The organism is Sporomusaceae bacterium ACPt (assembly GCA_041428575.1).
Classification (GTDB): Bacteria; Bacillota; Negativicutes; order Sporomusales; family Sporomusaceae; genus Sporomusa_D; species Sporomusa_D carbonis.
Window position 1 is genome coordinate 1,339,961 of sequence record CP155570.1, and the last position, 24,568, is coordinate 1,364,528.

At 47.9% G+C, this 24,568-nt stretch carries 20 protein-coding genes and 1 other annotated feature; all 20 genes read left to right on the forward strand.

Annotation, left to right across the window (positions count from 1 at the left end; translation table 11 throughout):
* The first annotated feature begins 38 nt into the window (after positions 1-38).
* The 20 genes from SCACP_RS06640 to SCACP_RS06735 all read left to right on the forward strand — a co-directional run bounded on the left by SCACP_RS06640 (position 39) and on the right by SCACP_RS06735 (position 24,368).
* A complete protein-coding gene (locus SCACP_RS06640) occupies positions 39-2,882 on the forward strand; it encodes an FAD-dependent oxidoreductase (RefSeq protein ID WP_425060566.1) in 2,844 nt (947 codons plus the stop codon).
* Between the two features lie 2 nt (positions 2,883-2,884).
* On the forward strand, positions 2,885-3,292 hold the full coding sequence (locus SCACP_RS06645) for a hydrogenase iron-sulfur subunit (protein WP_425060567.1): 408 nt from the start codon (positions 2,885-2,887) through the stop codon (positions 3,290-3,292).
* A gap of 21 nt (positions 3,293-3,313) precedes the next feature.
* Entirely contained in the window at positions 3,314-3,982 is a 669-nt protein-coding gene (locus SCACP_RS06650; RefSeq protein ID WP_425060568.1) for a methylenetetrahydrofolate reductase C-terminal domain-containing protein, read from the forward strand.
* Entirely contained in the window at positions 3,979-4,935 is a 957-nt protein-coding gene (locus SCACP_RS06655; RefSeq protein WP_425060569.1) for a methylenetetrahydrofolate reductase, read from the forward strand. Before SCACP_RS06650 ends, SCACP_RS06655 begins: the two co-directional genes overlap by 4 nt.
* A 257-nt stretch (positions 4,936-5,192) precedes the next feature.
* Positions 5,193-5,717, forward strand: a complete 525-nt coding sequence (locus SCACP_RS06660; RefSeq protein ID WP_425060570.1) for an NAD(P)H-dependent oxidoreductase subunit E — start codon at positions 5,193-5,195, stop codon at positions 5,715-5,717.
* Positions 5,705-7,006: a complex I 51 kDa subunit family protein gene (locus SCACP_RS06665; RefSeq protein ID WP_425060571.1), complete on the forward strand. Its 1,302-nt coding sequence runs from the start codon at positions 5,705-5,707 to the stop codon at positions 7,004-7,006. Before SCACP_RS06660 ends, SCACP_RS06665 begins: the two co-directional genes overlap by 13 nt.
* Before the next feature lie 2 nt (positions 7,007-7,008).
* On the forward strand, positions 7,009-8,754 hold the full coding sequence (locus SCACP_RS06670) for an NADH-dependent [FeFe] hydrogenase, group A6 (protein WP_425060572.1): 1,746 nt from the start codon (positions 7,009-7,011) through the stop codon (positions 8,752-8,754).
* 113 nt (positions 8,755-8,867) lie between these two features.
* Positions 8,868-9,470, forward strand: a complete 603-nt coding sequence (gene pabA / locus SCACP_RS06675) for an aminodeoxychorismate/anthranilate synthase component II (protein ID WP_425060573.1) — start codon at positions 8,868-8,870, stop codon at positions 9,468-9,470.
* Entirely contained in the window at positions 9,471-10,877 is a 1,407-nt protein-coding gene (gene pabB / locus SCACP_RS06680) for an aminodeoxychorismate synthase component I (RefSeq protein ID WP_425060574.1), read from the forward strand.
* Between the two features lie 19 nt (positions 10,878-10,896).
* Entirely contained in the window at positions 10,897-11,742 is an 846-nt protein-coding gene (locus SCACP_RS06685) for an aminotransferase class IV (protein ID WP_425060575.1), read from the forward strand.
* Between the two features lie 6 nt (positions 11,743-11,748).
* The gene (fdhD, locus tag SCACP_RS06690) at positions 11,749-12,546 is read left to right on the forward strand and encodes a formate dehydrogenase accessory sulfurtransferase FdhD (RefSeq protein ID WP_425060576.1); all 798 of its coding nucleotides are present in this window, start codon (positions 11,749-11,751) and stop codon (positions 12,544-12,546) included.
* 265 nt (positions 12,547-12,811) lie between these two features.
* Positions 12,812-13,138, forward strand: coding sequence for a 4Fe-4S dicluster domain-containing protein (locus SCACP_RS06695; RefSeq protein ID WP_425060577.1), 327 nt, complete (start codon positions 12,812-12,814; stop codon positions 13,136-13,138).
* Positions 13,135-15,174 carry a formate dehydrogenase subunit alpha gene (gene fdhF, locus SCACP_RS06700; RefSeq protein WP_425060578.1) on the forward strand — a complete coding sequence of 680 codons (2,040 nt, stop codon included), beginning with the start codon at positions 13,135-13,137 and terminating at the stop codon, positions 15,172-15,174. The genes SCACP_RS06695 and fdhF overlap by 4 nt, the downstream gene beginning before the upstream one ends.
* A 30-nt stretch (positions 15,175-15,204) precedes the next feature.
* Positions 15,205-15,813 carry a molybdenum cofactor guanylyltransferase gene (mobA, locus tag SCACP_RS06705; protein ID WP_425060579.1) on the forward strand — a complete coding sequence of 203 codons (609 nt, stop codon included), beginning with the start codon at positions 15,205-15,207 and terminating at the stop codon, positions 15,811-15,813.
* Positions 15,814-15,829: 16 nt separating this feature from the next.
* The gene (locus SCACP_RS06710) at positions 15,830-16,417 is read left to right on the forward strand and encodes a 4Fe-4S dicluster domain-containing protein (protein WP_425060580.1); all 588 of its coding nucleotides are present in this window, start codon (positions 15,830-15,832) and stop codon (positions 16,415-16,417) included.
* A 39-nt stretch (positions 16,418-16,456) separates the two neighbouring features.
* Positions 16,457-17,839, forward strand: a complete 1,383-nt coding sequence (locus SCACP_RS06715; RefSeq protein WP_425060581.1) for a [FeFe] hydrogenase, group A — start codon at positions 16,457-16,459, stop codon at positions 17,837-17,839.
* Between the two features lie 5 nt (positions 17,840-17,844).
* Positions 17,845-18,420 carry a 4Fe-4S dicluster domain-containing protein gene (locus SCACP_RS06720; RefSeq protein ID WP_425060582.1) on the forward strand — a complete coding sequence of 192 codons (576 nt, stop codon included), beginning with the start codon at positions 17,845-17,847 and terminating at the stop codon, positions 18,418-18,420.
* Positions 18,421-18,504: 84 nt separating this feature from the next.
* Positions 18,505-18,731: a binding site (T-box leader), on the forward strand.
* A gap of 36 nt (positions 18,732-18,767) precedes the next feature.
* Entirely contained in the window at positions 18,768-21,428 is a 2,661-nt protein-coding gene (locus SCACP_RS06725) for a valine--tRNA ligase (protein ID WP_425060583.1), read from the forward strand.
* A 146-nt stretch (positions 21,429-21,574) separates the two neighbouring features.
* Positions 21,575-22,858, forward strand: coding sequence for a bifunctional folylpolyglutamate synthase/dihydrofolate synthase (locus SCACP_RS06730; protein WP_425060584.1), 1,284 nt, complete (start codon positions 21,575-21,577; stop codon positions 22,856-22,858).
* Between the two features lie 376 nt (positions 22,859-23,234).
* Positions 23,235-24,368 carry an O-antigen ligase family protein gene (locus SCACP_RS06735; RefSeq protein WP_425060585.1) on the forward strand — a complete coding sequence of 378 codons (1,134 nt, stop codon included), beginning with the start codon at positions 23,235-23,237 and terminating at the stop codon, positions 24,366-24,368.
* Positions 24,369-24,568: the final 200 nt, after the last annotated feature.

The window sequence follows — 24,568 nt, forward strand, 5'->3', positions numbered from 1 at the left end:
GCGAAGTAAAGATATTTTAGCGAAAGGCAGTGAGAGCCATGCAAAAGGATGTGCTCGTTATTGGCGGTGGCATTGCCGGTCTGCAGGCGGCTCTGGAATTAGCTGGGGCAGGATACCCCGTTCATTTGATAACAGATGAAGCAAATCTGGGCGGAAAACTGGTGGATTCTTCAGAGCAAAGCGGCCAAGCCGCGTGCGTCTGGGGTGACCAGGTTAATATTTCTGCTTTGTATTTAGGCGGTAATCTTCACGCATCCAGTACGGTATTGGGGTCGCTCATTACCCGCGCCTTCAATAATCCGCTTGTTCGTGTCTACACCAGCAGTAAACTGGTTGAGCTGCAAGGGGATGTAGGCCATTTCCAGGCTACCATCAGCGATGTCGCAATCGGCAAGCGCACCCAAAAACTTTCCGTCGGAGCGGTTATTCTGGCAGCCGGTTTCAGCATGTATGACGTCTCCCGAAAAGGTGAATTAGGATATGGTTACTATAAAAATGTTGTTACCAGCTTGGAATTTGAACATTTATTATCCGAAAGCCGATATCGTTCAGACTGTATCAGACGTCCATCAGATGGAAAATGTGCGGAAAAGATAGCTTTTATACAGTGTGTAGGTTCCCGGGACGTAGTATCCAAAGGGGAATACTGTTCGGCTATTTGTTGCATGTTTACCGCCAAAGAAGTCATACTGGCCAAAGAATTTGCTCCTAAAACTGATGTCACTGTTTTTTACCTTGACCTTCGTGCGTGCGGCAAAAACTTTGATACTTTCTTGTCCCGGGCTCAGGAATTGGGAGCAAGATATGTACGCACCATGATTTCGGAAGTCAAAGAAGATCCGGCAACCGAAAAACTGTCTATCAATTACGCGGCAGCCAGCAAGCCGGTTAAAGAAGAGTTTGACCTGGTAGTATTGGCAGCCGGTATTCGTCCGTCTACCCGTCTTAAAGAAACTGCTGCAATTTTACAACTTCCTCTCAATGAATTTGGCTTTGTTCAGGTAGACCCGCTGGATCCGGTAGCTACCAAACGTCCGGGAATTTTTTCGGTCGGCGGCAGCCAAGGCCCGCTTGACGTTCCCGAAACTATGGCTCTAGCCAGCGCCGCGGCGGCGGCTACTGCCAGAGCAGTGGGCAAACCGGAAGGACGTCAGGCCAAGAGGCCTACTCCTGAGCGGGACATCCGTAAGGAACCGGTACGGGTTGGTGTGTTTCTTTGCAAAGGCGGTTTGGCCGCTATGGGCGCCAATGCCGATGCTGTAGCTCAGGCAGCCAAGCGCCACGCAGGTGTGGCAGTTGTTGAATGTGACCAAATGGTCTGCCAGCCTGAGTCTATTGCCAAAATTCAAAGATTTATTGCAACACAGGGACTTAACCGTATCGTTGTTGCGCCTTGTGTATTAAAGCATAACCTTAATTTGTTCCAAGAAACAGCTCAAGCCGCCGGTCTTAATCGCATGCTGGTCGAGATGGTGCCTGTACCCGCAAAAAACTGGGAAAATAATGCTGAAAAAGCCACCAGCGCGGCGATTGCCGCAACCATTCGTGCCGTGAGCGATGTAAAAAGATATCAGCCGCTGAGATGGCATGCTGAGCCTGTTGTGCCGCGCGCGCTTATTGTTGGTGGTGGTATTAGCGGTATGGCCACAGCATTGGCGCTGGCTGACCGCGGTTTTAATTCTACTCTTATTGAAAAATCAGCCGAGCTTGGCGGTTATGTCCGTAACCTTAGCGGCAGCTTGGAAACCCAAAATCTCAAACAAACAATCGAAAATCTGGAAAAACAGGTACGGAAAAATGATAAGATCGAAGTTTTGACTAACTCGGAAGTCGTTGAATTTACCGGCCGCCAAGGGCATTTTATTACTACTGTTGCTACCGGCCAAGGGCAAGTTAAGACGACCAAGAAAGTTGAGCATGGTGTAGTTATTCTGGCTACCGGTACAACAACTTATGTTCCTAACGAATATTTATATGGTCAAGATCAGCGGGTAATTACCGGTGTTGAGGCCATGTACCGCCTGGCAGACGGGCGTCTGCCGGCTAAGGGCGAGGCTACTTATGTTTTTGTGCAATGTGTGGGCTCGCGCAATGAAGTGCATAAATACTGCAGCCGTACTTGTTGCGGTGAAACTATTTATGCTGCCACCAAGATTAAGGAGCAAAACCCGGATGCCCAAGTGTATGTGTTATCGCGAGACATTCGCACTCCAGGCTATCTTGAGCTTAAATACCGTGAAGCCCGCAAAGCCGGGATAGTATTCATCCACTACGAAGAAGCGGATAAACCTATCTTAGTTAAAGATAAGGATGGCAACTTAGCAATGACTGTTGTTGATCCGGCTTCTGGCATGACCATCAATCTTAAACCTGATCAGGTAATTCTGGCAGTTGCCCAAACAGCTTCCAATGATGCCCAGCAGCTTGCCAACCTGTTCAAAATTCAGGTTAATGCTGACGGTTTCCTTTCTGAGACTCACTCGAATTTTGGCACAATCGCCTTCCCCGGCGGAGGAATATTTATTGCCGGTGCTGCCCACGGTCCGAAATCGGTTGTTGAGTGCCTGACTCAGGCCAAAGGCGTAGCCGGCCGTGCAGCCCGTATCTTAGCCCAACCGGCGCTCATGATGGGTGGCATGGTGGCTGAAGTGGAATGGGAAAAATGTGCTGCTTGCTTGACTTGTGTGCGGACTTGCCCTTACACCATTCCGCAAATCAGCCGGGAGAAAAAGGAGATGGGCGCTGCTTATATTCCTCCTGCCGACTGCCGTGGCTGTGGTATGTGCGCGTCCGAATGCCCGAACAAGGCCATTTTTGTACATCATTACCAGGACGATGAGGTACTCGCCCGGGTTGAGACCGCGTTGACGGAGGTGGGTTAATAATGAGTGATGTTAAAATAGTTGGCTTTGTTTGCCGCTTATGTGCGCTAATCAGCTCTGACCTTGGCCCTCCGGCCGACGTTGACATTAAAATTGAAACGGTCGAATTGCCTTGCGCCGGTAAAGTTGATGGCAGACTGCTGTTGGAAGCGTTTGAAAGAGGCGCTGATGCCGTATTTGTCGCTGGCTGTCCTGAGCACGAATGCATGAACGTCAAAGGAAGTTCACGTGCCCGGAAACGTTTGGAGCATATAAAAGAAATCCTGGACCAAGTCGGAGTTGGCGGAGAACGTTTGATTATGTATAACGTATCCGGTACCCATGGTCCGCGTTTCGCCCATATCGCCCGGGATATGGCCGGACTGCTTGAAAAATTAGGTCCGAGTCCGCTTAAGGCCCGGAAGGCCTAGAAAGGAGACGAGTCAAGCGATATGATAGTTGCAGAAATCAAGCCTATTGAAGAAATTGCTGAGTCCATAAAAGGCGCAAAAAAAGTGTTGGTTGCCGGTTGCGGCGGGTGTGTTACCGTATGTTTGTCCGGCGGACAGAAAGAAACCGACATTTTGGCTAGTGCGCTTCGGATGAAGATGCAAGTTGACGGTCAGCCGGTACAAATTGAAACCGCTACTTATGAGCGTCAGTGCGACCCTGAATATGTTGCCAGATTTAAAGAACATCTCAAAGATGTGGATGTTGTTGTATCCATGGCCTGTGGCGTTGGTGTCCAGTTTATGGCTGAAAATTACCCGAATATTATCTTTGTACCTGGCCAAAATACCAAATTTGCCGGCGCTGCCACTGAACACGGCATCTGGGAAGAACGCTGTATGTTGTGTGGCGAATGTGTGCTGGCCAAGACCGGTGGCGTGTGCCCGATTATCCGGTGTTCCAAGAGCTTGCTGAACGGCCCGTGTGGCGGTTCACAAGGTGGTAAATGCGAAATCAGCAAAGATACTCCGTGCGGTTGGCAGCTTATTTATGACCGCCTCAAAGGTCAAAACCGCCTCGAGCTTATGACCGAAATTCTGCCGGCCAAGGATTGGTCGAAAAATAGAGATGGCGGTCCCCGCAAAATTGTGAGGGAGGATGTGCGGTTATGAGCGAAGCAGCAGCTATTGATAAAAAAGCTCTTTTAAAAACAGATAGCAAACTAGAGAAACTGTACTCCTTGGGTCATTTTGTGGTTACTGGCGAGCTTGGACCGCCCCAGCATGCTAATGGACAGCAATTAGAACACCATGCCCATGAGCTTAAAGACATAGTGGATGGTTTCAACCTTACTGACAACCAAACGGCTATTGTCCGGCTGTCCAGCATTGCAGCCGGTGTTCATGTGCTAAAAGGCGGCGGCACACCTATTATTCAGATGACTTGCCGGGATCGCAACCGTATTGCTATGCAAAGCGACTTGCTTGGTGCATACAGTTTGGGAATTCGTGATGTTTTGTGCCTAAGCGGTGACCATCAATCGTTTGGCAATCATCCAACAAGTAAAAATGTGTATGATGTTGACTCTGTACAATTAATTTCAATGGTAAAAAAAATGCGGGATGACAGGAAATTCCTGTCTGACGTGCCGATAAAAACCGATGAACCGCGGTTTTTCATTGGTGCAGTAGAAAACCCGTTTGGCGACCCTTTCGAGTTCCGGGCCATCCGTCTTGAGAAGAAAGTAAACGCTGGCGCTGACTTCATCCAGACTCAGGCTATTTTTGATATCGAAAAATTTGCCCGGTTCATGGAAATGGTAGTAGCGCGCGGTATTCATGAAAGGACTAAGATTACCGCTGGTATTCTGCCTGTACGTTCAGTAAAAGCCCTACAATACATGAAGAACGATGTTGCTGGCATGGAAATTCCTGACAGCCTGATTGAGCGGATGAAGAAAACCGAGGACCCGAAACAAGAGGGGATCCAAATTGCGATTGAACTGTGCAACCAGCTTAAGAAAATCCCAGGTGTTGCCGGTATCCACATTATGCCTGTAGGCTGGGAAGCAGCATTGCCTGAGATTGTCAAAGGTGCCGGTTTCCTGCCGCGTCCTAAAGTTTAATAATTGCTATTATTCCCATCATCTGGCTAAGCATTGGTTTAGAAGGATAAGCTCAGGGAGAATTGTAGGGTCAGCCTGGGAAAAAGCGGCTGGCCCTAAGTTCTATCATAATATACGATACTCTACATAATTAAAATTGTACAAATTTTCACAAATGATTTATTAAATATACTATTCAATCGCTGCTATATCTGCTAAAGACTGGCTTATCTTGGTAATTACGAGATGTCAAAAAAGGAAAGGGTGAGATAATAAGAATGTGTTGTTCAAAAGTAACAAAGGACCAGGCATTGGAAATTATCAGAAGATACGAGCAAGTCTTAGCAATTATCAATAAGTACGGTAAGGCGAAGGAGCAACTGTTATCTATTCTGCTAGATATTCAGGCAACATCAGGTCAAAATTACGTGGCTGAAGAGTGGGCTGAAATTGTGGCTCGTGAACTAGACCTGCCAATAACCAAAGTCCATGATGTGTTAACCTTCTATGCGATGTTCAATATCGAGCCAAAAGGCAAATATGTTATTGAAATCTGTAAGAGCACACCCTGCCATGTAACCAAAGCTGATGCAGTAGTAGCTATGTTTGAAGAAGTTTTAGGGATCAAACTTGGCGAGACCACTCCCGACAAACTCTTTACCCTGATGCACACCAACTGTGTCGGCGCCTGTGACATTGGGCCGGTAGCCAAAATCGGCGATCAAGTCTACGGTAACCTGACAGCAGCCAAAGTAGCCGAGATTGTTACCAGTTACCGGGAGGTGTCGTCATGTCAAAAATAAACAAACTGATATCGGCTAACTGCGGCGTTATTCGCCCTGACAGTGTCGAAGATTATGTAAAGGCCGGCGGCTATGAAGGTTTAAAAAAGGCTTTTACCATGAAACCCGAAGAAATCATCGGCGAAGTCAAGAAAGCCAAACTCTTAGGACGCGGCGGCGCTGCCTACCCTGCCGGTTCGAAATGGGAACAGCTTTTGGAAATCCCTGAGTTTCCTAAATACATTGTTATTAATGCCGACGAAGGTGAGCCCGGCACCTTTAAAGATAAAATACTGCTAAGTCAAGATCCGTTACGGGTGATTGAAGGCATGACCATTGCCGGTTATGTTTTTAACTCCCATGACGGCTATATTTACATTCGCGGCGAGTACCGCGCCATTCAAAAAGTATTCCGGAGCGCCATTGACAATGCCGTAAAAGCCGGTTATCTGGGCCAAAACATACTGGGTACTGGTTTTGCCTTCCATATTCATATTATGACAGGCGCCGGTGCTTATGTCTGCGGCGAGAACTCCGCCCTCTTAAACTCCATTGAAGGTAAAGCCGGACGTCCGCGGATTAAGCCGCCTCATCTGGCAGAAGTGGGGCTGTTCCTGATGCCTACCCTTGTTAACAATGTTGAATCCATTGCCAACATTCCCACTATTGTCTTGGAAGGCGGCGAAAAATACTTAAGTTATGGCACTAAAGACAGCGGCGGGACCAAGCTCGTCTGCTTGTCCGGCAACGTGGTCAACCGGGGCGTGTACGAAATCCCGTTTGGGGTAAGCCTGCGTGATATCATTTATGATCCGGAACTGGGCGGCGGTATTCCTAACGGTAAAAAGCTGAAATTCTTCCATTTGGGCGGTCAGTCCGGTCCTATTGGCAGCCAAGCCCAACTTGATACCCTCTATTGCTACAAAGCCTTGCGTAATGCCGGGTTGAGCGTTGGTTCGGGCGCAGTAGTGGTCATGGACGAAGACGTCTGCGTCATCGATTACCTCAAAGGCGTAACCGAGTTCTTCATTCACGAATCCTGCGGTAAATGCACTCCTTGCCGGGAAGGCAATAAACAAATCTATGCCATACTTTGCAAACTTTCCGAAGGCCAAGCTACCCAAGACGATATGGCAGTATTACGACGACTGATTGATACCATGACCAATGCCTCCTTCTGCGGTTTGGGCCAATCGGCAACTGTCGCCTTAAATACCTGCTGGAAACTCTTCAAAGCTGAATTTGAAGACCACCTGAATCAAAAGTGTCCGGCGCAAGTTTGCTTTACTGAACAGGGAAGAGGTGAATAAGTATGGGTCATCATGCTTCAGATCCAAATAAAATAGTTAACATTACCATTGACGGCATTCCTGTTTCGTGTCCGGAAACCACACTGATTCTGGACGCCGCCAAAATGGCAGGAATCGACATTCCGGTACTCTGCTACCATCCTGACCTCAAAGTGCGCGCTACCTGCCGTGTGTGTATCGTCGAGGTAAAAGGCCAGAAAAAATTTAAGACAGCTTGCGGGAACGAGGTCTGGGACGGCGCGGAATTTATCACCAACAGCCCGGCCGTGCGCCAAGCCAGAAAGGACATTTTGGAGCTTATTCTGGCTGAGCACCCCCAAGATTGCTTAAAGTGCGTAAGAAACACCAACTGTGAACTGCAGAAGCTGGCCCGGGACTTTGGGATCAGCAAGCCGCAGTTTGCCAATAAGCCGAACCCAATTCCTATCGAAGACTCCAACGGCGTAATTGTCCGCGATATGGCCAAATGCGTAAAATGCGGCCGCTGTGTGGAAGTGTGCCAGGAAGTCCAGACCGTCGGCGCCATCAACACCGCGCACCGTTCGGTTGAATATGAAATTACCACCGCCTTTGACCGGAGCCTGCAAGACACTGTCTGTGTATACTGCGGTCAGTGCATTGCGGTCTGCCCGGTCGGGGCCTTGTATGAAAAGGATGAGACCGAAAAAGTATGGCAGGCCATTGCTGATGCTGACAAACATGTCGTTGTCCAGGTAGCTCCGGCAGTCCGGGTGGCTTTGGGTGAAGAGTTCGGCATGGCGCCTGGCAGCATTGCTACCGGCAAAATGGTTGCCGCCCTGCGCCGGTTAGGCTTTGACAAGGTATTTGACACCGACTTTGCCGCTGACGTTACCATTATGGAAGAAGGCAACGAGCTGTTGGAAAGAATGAGTCATGGCGGCGTCTTGCCGCTGATTACTTCCTGCAGCCCCGGGTGGATCAACTTTGTTGAGACTTTCTATCCCGAACTGCTGCCGCATGTCTCAAGCTGTAAATCGCCCCAGCAAATGTTCGGGGCGCTGGCCAAGACCTACTATGCACAAAAAGCCGGCATTGATGCCGGCAAAATGACGGTAGTGTCCATTATGCCCTGTACGGCTAAAAAATATGAGAGCGCCCGTCCGGAAATCAACGGCAGCGGCTACCGCGACGTTGACGTTGTAATCACCACCCGCGAACTGGCCCGAATGATTAAGCAAGCCGGGATTGACTTCAATAAATTGGACGACCAGGAATTTGACGCGCCGCTGGGCATCTCGACCGGGGCCGCTGTAATCTTCGGAACGTCGGGCGGGGTAATGGAAGCGGCTCTCCGTACTGTGTATGAAGTCGTCACCGGTAAAGAACTGGTCGATGTTGATTTCGAAAGCGTCCGTGGTCTGACTGGTATTAAAGAAGCCGAAGTCGACCTGGACGGCAAAAAAGTCAAAGTGGCCATTGCCAACGGTCTTAAAAATGCCCGTCAGATTCTTGACAAAATTAAAGCAGGTGAATGCGACTACCAGTTTGTTGAGATTATGTGCTGTCCGGGCGGCTGTATCGGCGGCGGCGGACAACCGCACGGTACAACTAAAGCCGTTAGGGAAGAGCGGATGGCCGGTATATATCAGGCCGACCGTGAACTGCCAATCCGCCAGTCGCATAAAAACCCGGCGGTTACCGCGCTGTATGAAGAGTTCCTGGGCAAACCTTTAAGCCGCAAATCCCATGAATTGCTGCATACTCACTATCATCCACGCCATAAATGACAGCGTCAGTGAGGACGGCTTTGCAATAGCCGTCCTCATTTATTAAGAATGACCTAAGCCGTTTGTGCATAACGGACAGACTGTGGTAGAATATTGCCGAGGGGGAACGGAAGATGATCCTGATGATTGACAACTACGATTCCTTTGTGTACAACCTCGTCCAGTACCTTGGCGAAATGGGAGAAGACATACGGGTTTTTCGTAATAACAAACTGAATATTGCCCAGATTGAAGACATGCGGCCAGATCATATTATTATCTCACCTGGTCCGTGCACACCCAATGAAGCTGGCATCAGCCTGGAACTTATTAATTATTTTAAAGAAAAAATACCCATACTTGGCGTATGCCTTGGTCATCAAGCCATCGGTCAGGCATTTGGCGGTGATGTTGTAAGGGCATCAAGACTTATGCATGGCAAAACTTCGCTGGTTTACCACGACGGTAAAGGCGTATTTGCCGGGTTAAAAAACCCATTGACAGCTACTCGTTATCATTCATTAATTGTTAAAAAAGAAACGCTGCCGGACTGCCTGGAAATAACCGCCGAGACGGATCAAGGAGAGATCATGGGAATCCGTCATAAAGAATATAAAGTTGAGGGAGTACAGTTCCACCCTGAATCCATTCTCACTGAGCACGGACATGCCATGCTTACAAATTTTCTTGCAATGAATCCCAAGTGGACAACCAAGATGAGAGGGGCCAGCCAGTAAATGATGCCGACACCGATTGTTCGTGAGATAAACCTAACGCTGCCGCCTGCCGATGTTTTTGCGCTGTTTGCCGAGCAGCCATATAGTGTATTTTTGGACAGCGGCATGGACTCCAACGGCATGGGCCGCTATTCATTCATTGCCCGCGACCCGTTTTTGGTATTCTCAAGCAAAGAGCAAACGATACACATTAAAGACAAGAATGGTAACCGCACTTTTGACGGCAATCCGTTTACCGAACTTAAAAGGCTGCTAAATATATATAAAACGCAAAAAGTACCAGGACTGCCGCCTTTGACTGGCGGCGTTATCGGCTATTTTAGCTATGATATGGGATATTTACTGGAAGCCATTCCCGGCTTAAGTCAAGATGACCTTGGCAATCCGGACTCCTTTTTTGGTTTTTATGATACGGTATTAATTTTTGATCATTATACCGGCAAGACATATATCGCTGCCAATGGTTTCCCTGAACAGGACGAAGCAGTGCGGCTTAAGCGGGCTGAAAATCGTATTGAAGAATTGACTGCCCTGGTTTCCCAGGCTAAACGGTTGCCGGAGCCTCAGGCGCAAACGCCTGAGGGAGAGTATAATTGCAGATTTACCAAACAAGAGCATTGTAGTATTGTGCAAAAAGGTATAGACTATATCGCAGCCGGAGATATATTTCAGGTTAATCTGACCCAGCGGTTTGATGCTAAAGTCACTGTCCCGCCCTATGAACTTTATCGTTACCTCCGGCATATAAACCCGGCACCGTTTGCGTCCTATCTAAATTTTGGCGAAGTAATTGTTGCCAGCGCTTCTCCTGAACGTTATTTGCTCGTAACTGACAGGATGGTGGAAACCAGGCCGATAAAAGGTACCAGGCCGCGTGGCAAAGACCCCGAATCAGACCGGAAACTTCGGGAAGAATTGCTGGCAAGCGATAAGGACCGGGCCGAACTGGTCATGATTATTGATCTTGAACGCAACGATTTAGGCAGAGTGTGCGAATTTGGCAGCGTCCGCGTACCTGACCTTATCCGCCTGGAGGAATACGCTACCGTATTCCACCTGGTATCAACGGTAGTGGGCAAGCTATCTGACGGTAAAGACGTAATTGACTTGGTCATGGCATCTTTTCCTGGCGGCTCGATTACCGGTGCGCCTAAAGTGCGGGCCATGGAGATTATCGATGAGCTTGAGCCGGTACGCCGGAGTATTTACACTGGATCTATCGGTTATATTGACTTTAACGGCGATGCCGATCTTAATATTGTTATTCGCACCTTTATTATCAAGGGAGACCGTGCCTACTACCAGATGGGGGGCGGCATAGTGGCCGATTCGGTGCCTGAGCTTGAGTATCAGGAGAGTTTGGATAAGGCACGTGCACTCATGCGGGCTTTGGGCTACCAGGTTTAGCATATTGGTTGGTGATAACATGATTATTTATGTTAATGGCCGGCTTGTTTCAGCCGGTGAATATGTTCTTTCGCCCTTAGATCACGGTTTTCTTTACGGTCACGGACTGTTTGAAACTATGCGCGCCTATAATGGCAGGATATTCCGCCTGGAAGACCACCTACAGCGACTGGAAACTGCCGCAGTCCTTCTTAATTGGCCTGAGCTTCCCGGCAGGCTGGAACTTAGCGATGCTATTAACAGTGTGCTAAAGCACAACGATTTGTGCAATGCCTCGGTACGGTTGACATTGTCGCGGGGTATCGGGGCGCCGCGTCCTGACGCTGCCAGTTGCGGCCAACTGACAGTGGCGGTGTTTGCTTTGCCGCTGCCACCGTCATTGCCGGCAGAAGGCTGGCGGGTGGCAACAGTAAAATTACGCCGCAACTTGTCATCACCGTTGGTCAGAATAAAATCGGCCAACTACCTTGACAATATACTGGCCAAAGCCGAGGCCAAACGGCTTGGTGCCCACGAAGCCCTTATGCTTAATACCGACGGAATGGTTGCCGAAGGCTCTATGAGTAACATTTTTTTGGTTAAATCAGGGCGGATTGTTACTCCGGATGACGATAGCGGCATCCTGCTTGGTATCACCAGGCAAATCGTTATTGAACTGGCGCGTAACGCCGGGATACCGGTTGATATACGGCAAGTCAAGCCGGAAGAATTGGCCGGCGCTGACGAGATATTTTTAACAAGTTCAATTATGGAGGTAATCCCGGTAGCGGCGCTTGATGGACGTCCTATAGGAGATGGTTTGGCTCCAGGTCTGCTAACTTTAAAGATCGCCCAATTGTACCGGGAGTTTGCCCAAAAGGAGTAAGGGAAAATGGATGTGTTCAAGGGAACCGCGTGCTATCCGGTCATTAAAATACGTGACGGAGAAGTAACCAAAACTGAAGAGCAAGTTGTTGAAGAAATTCCTCTTACCATATATTTAAACGGTAAGGAATTAGTCACTATGCTGGCATCATCCGGTGAGGAGAATTACCTAGTAATCGGCTTTTTGGCTACTGAAGGTATAATTGCCAAACCTGGTGATATTAAAAAAATGGATGTTGATATCCGGCGAGGTATTATTGATGTTGAGACGGTAACAGGCGAGACGGCAGCCGAAAAAATGTTTTTAAAACGATATCTCACGGCTTGCTGTGGTAAAGGCCGCAGTACGTTTTATTTTGCTAACGATTTATTGACTGCTCATAGGATAACTACCGACATCACATTGACACCCCAGGAAATCATTAACTATTCGGAGATGCTTGAAGCTAAATCCCATACCTTCCGGCTAACAGGCGGCGTACATGGTGGCGCACTGGCGGCGAACGGGAAATTTGTGTGTTGGAGCCAAGATGTGGGGCGTCATAACGTTTTTGACAAAATATACGGGCGCTGTCTGGTTGAAGAAATAACTACTTCTGATAAAATTATCATGTTCTCCGGGCGGATATCTTCCGAGATATTGTTGAAAGTTAGCAAAATGAATATCCCCATCATTATTTCTCGCGCAGCTCCCAGCAGTTTGGCTATAGATATGGCCGAGGAATTGGGAATTACTGTTATCGGCTTTGCCCGGGATAACCGCATGAACATATACAGTCATCCAGAACGGGTTATAGGATGTTAAAAATTCCTCCGGGAGGACTTCCGGAAGAATTTTTTTTGCTTATCAAAGTTTAATTATAAAAATCAAAAAATTTCCCGAATGTCCTAAATCAGGTGCTAAACTGCAAAAAAAAAATAGTCTAAAGTGAAAAAATTCTTAAAATTGGTGATTGTGAAAGAAGGAATTTTCTTGAATAACTGGAATAACATATTAGAATATTTTCACAAACCTCACCTTATTTCTTGGTTGACAGTGCCCTGCACCAGTCAGCGAAAGCGAGGAATATATGGAAAAGGTAATATTCTTTGTAGTAGGCGATGGGGAAAAGTGTAAGCACTGCCTGACTTGTCAGGCTGCTTGCCCCACCGGGGATATTAAGCATGTGCCGTTTCAGTATAAAAACGGCAAGCTTAGTTATCTGGAGCCCCATGGGATGGCGCACTCTGAATTCATGTGCAGTGTATGCATGGACTCCGACAAACGTCCGGCCTGCATTGAGGCTTGTCCTGAGCAGGCGTTAAGGCTGATTGACGTGCGTCAAGAGAGAAAAACCAAGAATAAACGGGCAGTAATTTATTTATATAAATATTGGGGGGGGAAAAAGCGGGTATGAAGAGTGTTTTGACAACCTGTCCGTACTGCGGGACAGGCTGCACTTTTTATCTTAATGTTAAAGACGGTGAAATTGTCAGTATTACCCCGAACAATGAAAACTCTGTAAATGAGGGTAAATTATGCCTGAAAGGCCATTTCGGCTTTGACTTCGTTCATCACCGCGATCGTCTAACCCAACCGCTCATCCGGAAAAACGGCAAACTAACTGAAGCCACCTGGGACGAAGCGCTTGGTCTGGTAGCTGAAAAACTTGGTAAAATCAAAGAACAGCATGGTTCGGACAGTATTGCCGCCTTCAGCTCGGCACGGTGTACCAACGAAGAAAACTATTTGATGCAAAAACTGATGCGCGCAGTGATCGGCACCAACAACATTGACCACTGCGCGCGTCTCTGACACGCTCCAACTGTGGCTGGTCTAGCCACATCTTTTGGCAGCGGAGCTATGACCAATGCTATTGGCGAACTTAACAAGATGGATCATAAAGACTTAATATTTGCTATTGGCACTAACACTACCGAATGTCACCCCATTATTGGCATTAAGATGCTGGAAGCAAAAGAACGCGGGGCCAAACTGATTGTCGCCGATCCGCGTGAAATTGAACTGACCCGGTTTGCTGATATCTGGTTACAGCATAAACCTGGTACTGACGTGGCCCTCTTAAACGGCATGATGTATGTCATTTTAACCGAAGGTTTGACCGATACCCGGTTTATCGAGTCCCGTACCGAAAATTTCGTTGCCTTTAAAGAAACAGTAATGAAATATACCCCTGAATATGCCGAGTCAATTACTACCGTTCCGGCAGAGAAAATCCGCCAGGCTGCCAGATTGTTCGCTCAGGCCGAAAATGCCGCCACTTATTACACCATGGGGATTACCCAGCACACCAGCGGCGTTGACAATGTTATGTCTATAGCCAACCTGGCCATGTTGACAGGCAATCTAGGCAAGCCCAAAGCCGGTGTAAACCCGCTGCGCGGTCAGAACAACGTGCAGGGTGCCTGCGACATGGGGGCGCTGCCTAATGTTTATACAGCCTATCAATCAGTCACCGATCCGGCAGTCAAAGAAAAATTTGAAAAGGCATGGAACGTTAAGCTTAGTGATAAGGTAGGACTTACCATCCCCGGCGTTTTACATGCTATTGAGGAGGGCAAAGTAAAGGCGCTGTATGTTTTTGGGGAAAATCCCATGCGCAGCGACCCCGATATTAACCATGTCAAACACTGCCTGGAACATGTCGAGTTTCTGGTGGTTCAGGATATCTTTTTGACAGAGACGGCTGAGATGGCTGATGTGGTATTGCCAGGCGCCACTTTTGCCGAAAAAGACGGTACTTTCAGTAATACCGAACGCCGCGTTCAGCGGGTAAGGAAGGCTATCGAGCCTAAAGGCAACAGCCGGCCCGACTGGCAGATATTGTCCGGTGTCATTAAAGCCATGGGTTATCCGGCTGATTATGCCTCAGCCCAGGAAATATTCGATGAGATGCGCCAACTAACTCCCAGCTATGCCGGTATTAATTACGAGCGTCTGGAAAAGGGCGGCATTCAGTGGCCATGTCCTAATGAAGACCATCCCGGTACTCCGGTGCTGCATGTAGGCAAGTTTAGCCGCGGCTTGGGGAAGTTTGCCGTTGTTGAGTATCGGGACCCGGCTGAAATGCCTGATGCAGAATATCCGTTCATATTAACTACCGGCCGTGTTACCGCTCACTACCATACCGGCACCATGACCCGCCGGAGTTGGGGCTTAAACGGCGCTCATCCAGAGGAATCATTGGAGATCAACCCGGCTGACGCCGAAAAACTGGGTATTGAGGACGGCGACCGAATCCGCGTCACTACCCGCCGGGGTAGCCTTGTTACCAAGGCGCAGGTAACCACCCGCGTATCGCCAGGTCTGACTTTCATAACGTTCCATTTTACTGAGGCGCCTGGCAATATCCTGACAAACAGCGCTGTCGACCCTGTTTCCAAGACGCCGGAATACAAGGTGTGCGCAGTAAAAGTAGAAAAAGTAAGCTAGCGAAAATAATCCGGCTGGAGTGTACACGCAATGAACAACAGTAAGTTTCGCAGTATTACCCCGGTTATTCTGGCCGGGGGCAAAAGCAGCAGAATGGGACGCAACAAGTCATTTGTAACTTTAGCTGGAAAACCGCTCATAGAAATAGTTCTGGATATTGTTGCCGGCATTTTTTCGCAGCCGCCGGTGATTATTACCAACTCGCCCGGATTGTACGAATATCTTGGTCTGACTATGGCTGGTGACATTTACAAAGACAAAGGACCGCTGGCCGGAATTCATGCCGGGCTTAGCCGGTCGTCAACCAACTATAGCTTTGTTTTTGGCTGTGACATGCCGTTTTTGGATGCTGGGTTTATCAGATATATGGTTAAGCGTCTGGCTACTGAACAAGTATTAATACCGCGCGCCGGCGACTGGGTTGAACCTTTGCACGCCATCTATGCGCAAAGCTGTCTGCCTGAAATTGAAGCCAACCTCAGGCAGAATATCTGTAAAATCCAGTCATTTTTTCCAAAGGTGCGTGTTGGTTATCTGGATGTAGAAGAGTATGGCCACAGTTTAAACTGCTTTACGAACATCAATTCCCAGGCTGACCTTACGGCCGCTGAGACGGTATATTTTAAATCCAATAAGTAGAGAGGAGGCCAATTTAATGAGTAACAAAATCAATTCTTTCGTAGTCGCAGACCCGGCTAAATGTATTGGCTGCAAAGTCTGTGAAGTGGCTTGCGCAGTGTCGCATACCCAATATGGGGTGGTGACCGCCGGGACAATGGAGGACCCGGTTATTCCCCGCCTGTATTTAGTAAAAACGCCTGAAGTTACTATGCCGGTGCAGTGCCGCCACTGTGAGGATGCGCCTTGCGCTAACTCCTGTCCGGTAGGCGCTATCAGCCAGGAGAAAAACGTTATTGTCATTAATGAAACTGAGTGTGTTGGTTGCAAAACTTGCATGATAGCCTGCCCGTTTGGTGCTATTGATCTGGTGCCTAAATATGTAAAAGGCGAGGAAATAACCCAGCGTGTCTTAAAGTCCGAGACCCAAGACGGTCTAGTGGAAAAAGCCGTAGTTTACGCCAGCAAGTGCGATTTGTGCATAAGCCGTCCTGATGGCCCTGCATGTGTTGAAAATTGCCCGGAAAAAGCGTTGGAAGTTGTAAAACCGGCAGTACTCAAAAAAGAGCGTAACCGCGATGCAGCACTCAGTCTGCTTGAGTCGGTTAAAAAATTTATTGGGTGATAAGACCTTATTGGGGATGAGAAGGAGAGGAGGCCAATTATGTCAGCTACTGTTGTTGGTATCGTTCAAATTGATAAAGAATTATGCACCGGGTGCAGACGCTGTGCCGAGGTGTGCCCAGTAGACGCCATCAAGGGTGAAAAAGGCGAACCGCAAACCATTGATACTGAGAAATGCTGTTATTGCGGTCAATGTGTGCAGGTATGCAGCGCGTACGCTTCAATTTTTGATGAGGAAATTGCGCCGCGCGAGCAAAAAATAGCTGAGCGTGGCCTATTAGATAGCGTAAAAGAGCCGCTGTTTGCCGCTTATAATATTGGCCATAACCGAGAAGTTAAAAAAGGCTTGGCTGATGCCAGCCTGTTTAAAATGGTACAATGTGCTCCGGCTGTCCGGGTAGCTATTGCTGAAGAATTTGGCTTGAAACTTGGCAGTCTGACTCCTGGGAAAATGGCGGCAGCGCTCCGCCGGTTAGGCTTTGACCGGGTTTATGACACTAACTTCACCGCTGATCTGACCATAATGGAAGAAGGCAGCGAATTGATCGAGCGCGTTACTCAAAACGGTACGCTGCCGATGTTTACTTCCTGTTGTCCGGCCTGGGTTAAATATGTTGAACAGGAATATCCTGAACTTATTCCGCATCTTTCCAGTTGTAAGTCGCCGCAGCAAATGGCCGGGGCATTGTTTAAAACTTACGGCGCAAAAATTGACAATGTTGAACCGGCAAAAGTATTCAGCGTGTCAGTAATGCCATGTACGTGCAAGAAGTTTGAATGTGACCGGCCCGAGCTTACTGACAGCGGCTTTAAAGATGTTGATTATGTAATTACTACCCGCGAACTTGCTCAGCTTATCAAAGACGCCGGTATTGATTTCAAGAACCTGCCTGAGGAAGATTTCGATAAGCCGCTAGGCACTTACACCGGTGCGGGCACCATCTTTGGCGTGACCGGCGGTGTTATGGAAGCAGCTCTCCGTACTGGTTACGAACTTATTACTAAAGAGGCTATTCCTGATGTTAAGCTCGATTTTGTCCGCGGAGGCGAAGGTGTAAGAAAAGCCACTGTTAAAGTGGGTGACCTTGATCTTAGGGTAGCTGTGGTATCTGGCCTTAAAAATGTTAGGCCGCTTATGGAACAAGTCAAAGCCGGTACAGCCGACTTCCACTTTATGGAGGTAATGACCTGTCCTGTGGGTTGCGTTAGTGGTGGCGGCCAGCCTAAAGTATTGCTGCCTAAACTTAAGGAAACGGCCTACAAAAACCGCGCCTGTTCGACGTATACCCATGATGATAACCTTCCGCTGAGAAAGTCTCACGACAATCCGGATGTACAAAAACTGTATGATGAGTTTCTTGTTAAGCCGCTTGGTCATGAGTCTCACCACTTGCTGCATACCACCTATACGCCCAGGAGGTAACTGGCATGAATACCTTTGTTGTCGCCAACCCGCATAAATGCATTGGCTGTAAAGCCTGTGAGATCGCGTGCGCCGTAGCCCATTTAGATAACAGCGTAGCTACTGCCGGAGCACTTGAAGCACCGTTTCTGCCACGGCTTAACCTGGTAAGAACGCCCATGGTAACCATGCCTATTCAGTGCCGCCAGTGCGATGATGCGCCTTGCGCCAATGTCTGTCCGGTTAACGCTATAACCCACCAGGAAGATAAGATTATTGTAAACACTGACAAATGTATTGGCTGCAAGACTTGTATGATCGCCTGCCCGCTAGGGGCTATGGATATGGTACCTGAACTTGAAAATTGCCAGCCGGTCTATCAGGAAGGCTTACAGCTTAACATTGAAGGTCAGCCGGTCAAAGAAAAAATAGTCGCCCATAAATGCGATCTTTGCGTAGGTCGTGAAGGTGGTCCGGCTTGTGTAGAAGTTTGTCCGGCATCAGCCTTTGTTATAGTAAAACCGGCAGATATGAAAAAAGCAATCAAAAACCGCCGCGCCGCCAGCGCTGCTGAAGTGGCCTGCATAAAAAAAGCTAATTAACAAAGAGGACCAACGCCATTTATGCGGCCTGTCAAAACTTGACACTGTCTACTAAGCTAGGTATAATAAAACCAATTGTATACATCAAAAGCGATGAAGGGAAAAGTACGCTGTTTGCGGCTGTTCAGAGAGGAGGCCCTAAGGCTGTAAGGCCTTTCAGTTGTATGGCGGAAAGTCATCCCCGAGCGTTGTGCTGAAGCAGAGTAGGCGCAGACGGTATGTCCCGTTATGGCATGTAAGAGTCTGGTTTGTCATAGAACCGGAAATAAAGGTGGTACCGCGGAAGAAACTAAAGCTCTTTCGTCCTTACTGGGACGAAAGAGCTTTTATATTTCAAGGAGGAAATAATGGAACAAGAGCAGACTACTACTATTTCGACAGTTTACGACCCTCAAGCCGTTGAGGCCAAATGGTATAAATTTTGGGAGGAAAACCGGCTGTTTCATGCCGAGGTTGAACCGGAAAAGCAGTCATTCAGTATTGTTATTCCTCCACCGAATGTAACCGGTCAACTGCACATGGGCCATGCCCTTGACAATACGCTGCAGGATATTTTAATCCGGTTTAAGCGTCAGCAAGGTTATAATGCCCTGTGGATGCCCGGTACTGACCATGCCGGTATTGCTACTCAGATAAAAGTTGAAGAAGTACTGGCCCAGGAGGGCAAAACCCGTTATGATTTGGGGCGTGAGACTTTTATTGATCAAGTATGGGACTGGAAAGCCCGGTACGGCAGCCGCATCATTAACCAGCTTAAACGCTTGGGTGCCTCCTGCGATTGGGAGCGCGAACGCTTTACTATGGATGAGGGCTGTTCCAAAGCGGTGCGCGAAGTGTTTGTCAGCCTGTATGAACAAGGGCTTATCTACCAGGGCAACCGGATAACCAACTGGTGTCCACGCTGCAACACTGCCCTCAGTGATATTGAAGTCGAGCATGAGGAAAAGCCGGGCAACTTGTACCATGTCCGCTATTCGGTAGAAGGCACCGAAGGCGAGTATGTGACAGTAGCCACCACCCGCCCGGAAACCATCCTGGGCGACAGCGCCGTAGCCGTTCATCCTGATGATGCCCGCTACAAGCATCTTATCGGCAAATACCTTATTCTGCCCATTGTTGGCCGCCGCCTGCCCATTGTGGCTGACGAATATGTGGATCCCTCCTTTGGTACCGGTGCGGTAAAAGTCACTCCTGCCCATGATCCTAATGACTTTGAAATGGGGCTCAGGCATAAACTGCCCGAAATTATTATTATGAATCCTGACGGAACTATGGCGGCCGATACCGGCAAGTATGCCGGCCTGGACCGCTATGAATGCCGTAAGTTACTGGTTAATGATCTCAAAGAACAGGGCTACCTGGTTAAAATTGACGAACATAGCCATGCGGTCGGTCACTGCCAGCGCTGCAGCACGGTTGTTGAGCCGCTGGTATCCAAACAATGGTTTGTCAGAATGGAGCCACTGGCAAAACCCGCCATTGAAGCTGTATTATCAGGTGAAATTCAGTTTGTGCCGGAACGGTTTACCAAAATTTACACCAACTGGCTGGAAAACATTCGCGACTGGTGTATTTCCCGGCAAATCTGGTGGGGCCATCGCATTCCGGCCTGGTATTGTGAGTGTGGTGAAGTTACCGTATCCCGCGAAGATATCACGGTTTGCCCTAAATGCGGGGGAAAGGTTGAACAAGACCCTGACGTGCTGGATACCTGGTTTAGCTCAGGGTTGTGGCCGTTTTCCACCATGGGTTGGCCTGAGGATACTGCTGAACTCAAGCAGTTTTATCCTACCAGCGTGCTGGTTACCGGTTATGATATCATCTTCTTCTGGGTTGCCCGGATGATCATGATGGGCCTTAAGTTTAAGCAAGATATTCCGTTTCGCCATGTCTTCATTCACGGCTTAGTGCGTGACAGCCAGGGGCGCAAAATGAGCAAATCACTGGGTAATGGCATTGATCCGCTGGAAGTAATCGATAAATATGGCGCCGACACGCTGCGTTTCATGCTAGTGACAGGCAATACTCCTGGCAATGACATGCGTTTTTATTGGGAGCGCGTAGAGTCCAGCCGGAACTTTGCCAATAAGATTTGGAATGCTTCGCGTTTTGTGCTCATGAACCTGGAAGGCTTTGACCCGGCCTTTACGCCTGACGCCAAAGGGTATACGCTGGCTGACCGCTGGATTTTAAGCCGCTACAACCAGACCGTGGCCGACGTCACCCGTAATCTTGAACGCTTTGAGCTGGGTGAAGCCGCCCGGATGGTATACGAATTTATCTGGGATGAGTTTTGCGACTGGTACATTGAATTGGCTAAAGGCCGGCTGTATAACAAAGCAGACGGGGAAAGCCGCAAAGTAGTCCAATACGTACTGAACTATGTCCTCGGCAATACTCTGAAACTTTTGCATCCGTTTATGCCGTTTATAACCGAAGCCATTTGGCAGAGCCTGCCGCATCAGGGTCTAAGCATCATGACTGCCGGCTGGCCGGCTGAAGACGCTAACCTGGTGAACGCCGAAGCTGAACAATTTATGAATGTTATCATGGAAACAATCAAGTCGGTGCGTAATATGCGGGCTGAGGTCAATGTGCCACCAGGCAAAAAGAGCGAGGTAATTCTGAAGATAGCTTCAAATGACATTAAAGCCCTGATTGAGGCCAACATCGGCTATATTAAGACCCTGGCTGCCGCTGAACCGGTCGTTGTTTTGGCTGCGGATGCCGCCACGCCGGAAAATGCCATGACGGCTGTGGCCAGCGGTGTTGAGATTTACCTGCCGCTTAAAGGCCTTATTGATGTTGATAAAGAGACGGCCCGCCTGAATAAAGAGCTTGGCAGCCTGGACAAAGAGCTTTCCCGAATTGCCGGCAAGCTTAATAATCCGGGTTTTACCGCCAAAGCTCCTGCAGATGTCATCGAAAAAGAAAAGGCCAAACAGGCTGAGTATCTGGAGAAACAAGCGGCTATTAGAGAACGTCTGGCATATCTGGCACGCTTATAATTAGGAAGTGCTTGGCATGCCCTTGAGGGGGATTGCCACCCTGCGCTCGTAATGACTTTGGTGCAGTTCGTTCCTTCCTGACGTCATTGCGGATGAATGTGAAGCAATCTCGCTTTTCGTACAAAGAAAAAACGGAGGTGCAGCACATGACTTATGAACAAACATTGGCATACCTCGAAAACCTGAGTAAATTCGGCATTAACTTGGGGATGGACCGTATTGAGCGGTTGCTTGACCTCATGCAACACCCTGAACGCCGCTTTAAATCCATTCATGTTACCGGCACTAACGGCAAAGGGTCGACAACCGCCATGTTATCAGCCATTCTGACAGCCAGCGGCGTAAAGACCGGCATGTATACGTCGCCACATCTGGTAGACTACCCGGAACGCATGGTGGTTAACGGCCAGGAAATAACTAGGGAGGAATTTGCTCAGGCAATTGATTATACCAGTAAATTTGTTGACCAGATGCTGGCAGAAGGTTTTGAACAGCCGACTGAATTTGAGGTAATTACTGCTGCCGCATTTTACTATTTTGCGGCGGCAGGTGTTGAGTATGCAGTAATTGAAGTCGGTCTGGGCGGGCTGTTAGATTCAACCAATGTTATTATTCCCGAGATCTCAGTCATTACTAATGTCACGCTTGAGCATACTGACCGCTGCGGCTCAACCATAGCCGACATTGCCCGCCACAAAGCCGGTATTATTAAACAGGATGTACCGGTCGTTACTGCTGCCACAGGAGAAGCCCTTGATATCATTCGTCAAACAGCTGCTGCCCAAAATACGCAGGTTTATGTTAAGGGCGAACAGTTTTCAAGCGAGTTCAAAGGCTTGGAAAATGGAAAGCAGTTGGTGGCGGTCGACGCCGGCTCGCTTGGCCGGTTGGAGACCTCACTTAATCTAATTGGATGTCATCAATTGGAAAATAGTGCAGTGGCTGTAACTACCGCACTTCTTCTTGGGACAAAAGATCCCCGTATTACGATTCAGGCCATCAAAAAAGCTCTCGACATAGTTCGTTGGCCAGGTCGATTTGAAATAGTTACCGGCAACCCGGTGATTATTATTGACGGTGCCCACAATCCGGACGGTGCCAGGGTATTACGCCAAAACCTTGATCAGGTATTTCCCGGACAGGCCATAACCTTTGCCTTAGGAATTTTGCGTGACAAGGACGTAACCGGAATTATTCATGAACTTATTCGTCCCGCAGATAGCGTAGTCACGGTTCAACCACTGTCCTACCGGGCGGCGACACCGGAAGAGATTGCCCGGGTAATACAGGCGCGCCATGTTGAAGCAGCTTCATCTATTGCCGGCGGCATTGACCGGGCCAAGGAATTGGCAGGCCCTGAAGGTGTGGTATGTGTGGCTGGGTCACTGTACCTGATTGGTGAAGCCAGGCAGATTATACTTTATAAGTAGACAAATGCACTATAATTGTATATAATAATTACTGGCGCTTGGGGCATACTTCAAGCGCCAGTAATTTTTACACTATAGAAAGCCTATCATTGAAACCGTAATATCTATATAGTATCCAATAAAGATGTACAGGCGTGTTGTTAGTATAAGCGTAAGTCAAGCGCCGGCGGCGGAGCGTTACTAACAACACGCGTAGAAAAAAATCTTTATTGGATTTCATATGAATAAACTATAATATAAATGAGTAAAATCTTTAATCGCAGGTGAAGCTGTGCATATTACATATTCGTGCAACACCCAAATTCAATACCGGCTTGCTTCTCTAACAGAGTACTGTATTTTGGGGGTTGCCTTTTTTTTACCGTTGTCATTAGATATGTCCACCCTGTTTTTAGGGCTGGGAACGGCGCTATGGGCATGTAAAATGATAGTATCAAAAAAACTGCTGCTAAAACGCACACCATTTGACGAAATTATTGCGCTCTTTGTCATTTTGTCAGCAGCATCGATTGCTGTGTCACCTGATAAAGACTTTAGTTTTTATAATTACTATCATCTAATGGGTCGCTACATATTGGTCTACTATTTGGTCATTAATAATCTAACATCTATAAACCAGTTGCAGAGACTCATATATGCGGTTTTGAGTTCGGCCGTTTTAGTAACCTTTTATGGTTTTTATCAATATATTCACGGTGTTGATATTTCGGCTTTTCAGTGGGTAGACGGCGAACAATTTCCTGAACTAAAGATTCGAATTTTTTCCACTCTGAAAAATCCTAACCTGCTGGCAGGCTTTTTGGTAGTGGTAATGTCATTGGCTGCCGGGCTTGGACTGCACACCGAAAAAATAAAAGACAAACTGCTGCTGTTTGTGTTGGTTGCAGTACTCGGAACATGCCTGGTCCTTACCTATTCGCGCGGAGCCTGGCTTAGTATTGTTGCAGTTACAGCCATTTACGGACGTTTGTATAATCGCAAAATTCTCTGGGTTCTTTTACTTATTCCGGCATTGGTGCTCTTTTGTCAGGATGCTGTCATGGAACGGCTGATGTCAATTGTTAATCCAACTGATACTTCATCAACCTTACGGATAGCGCTTTGGGAAAGCACCATTGCCATGATTTTAGACAAGCCGTTTTTAGGTATCGGTTGGGGAGCCTATTGGCTTGTTTATCCGGAATATGACTTTTTCTTGAGTGATCCTACCATTAAGATTTTTCACGCTCATAATATGTACTTACACATTGCTGCTGAAATCGGGATTCCTGGACTTATTGTCTTTCTGGCAATAATTTACGGGCATACTAAAAAAGCTATGGATGTTCTGACTCATACCAAAAACCGTTGGGTAGCCGGATTAATGTTAGGGGTGGTGACCGCTGTCATGGGACTGGCGGTAAGCGGGTTTACTGACTACATTATGTTTAATGTCCAAATGTCAATGTTATTTTGGCTATTAAGTGCCGTAGTTATTGCCGTATGGGAGGTCAATCGTCGATATATTTAGTTAATTTAAGCAATTAAGCCTGATACGCGCCGGTAATGATGCTATTGTGGTGTGCTCAGGCTTTTTTATCTTATTTACCTTATTTATCTTATGCAATTTTTGGTAAAATCATAATTTATTCACAATTATAAGCAGGATTTATAGTAACTAACGCGAATATATTCAAAAACATTGAGATAATTAAACGTTTACCGCGTTTG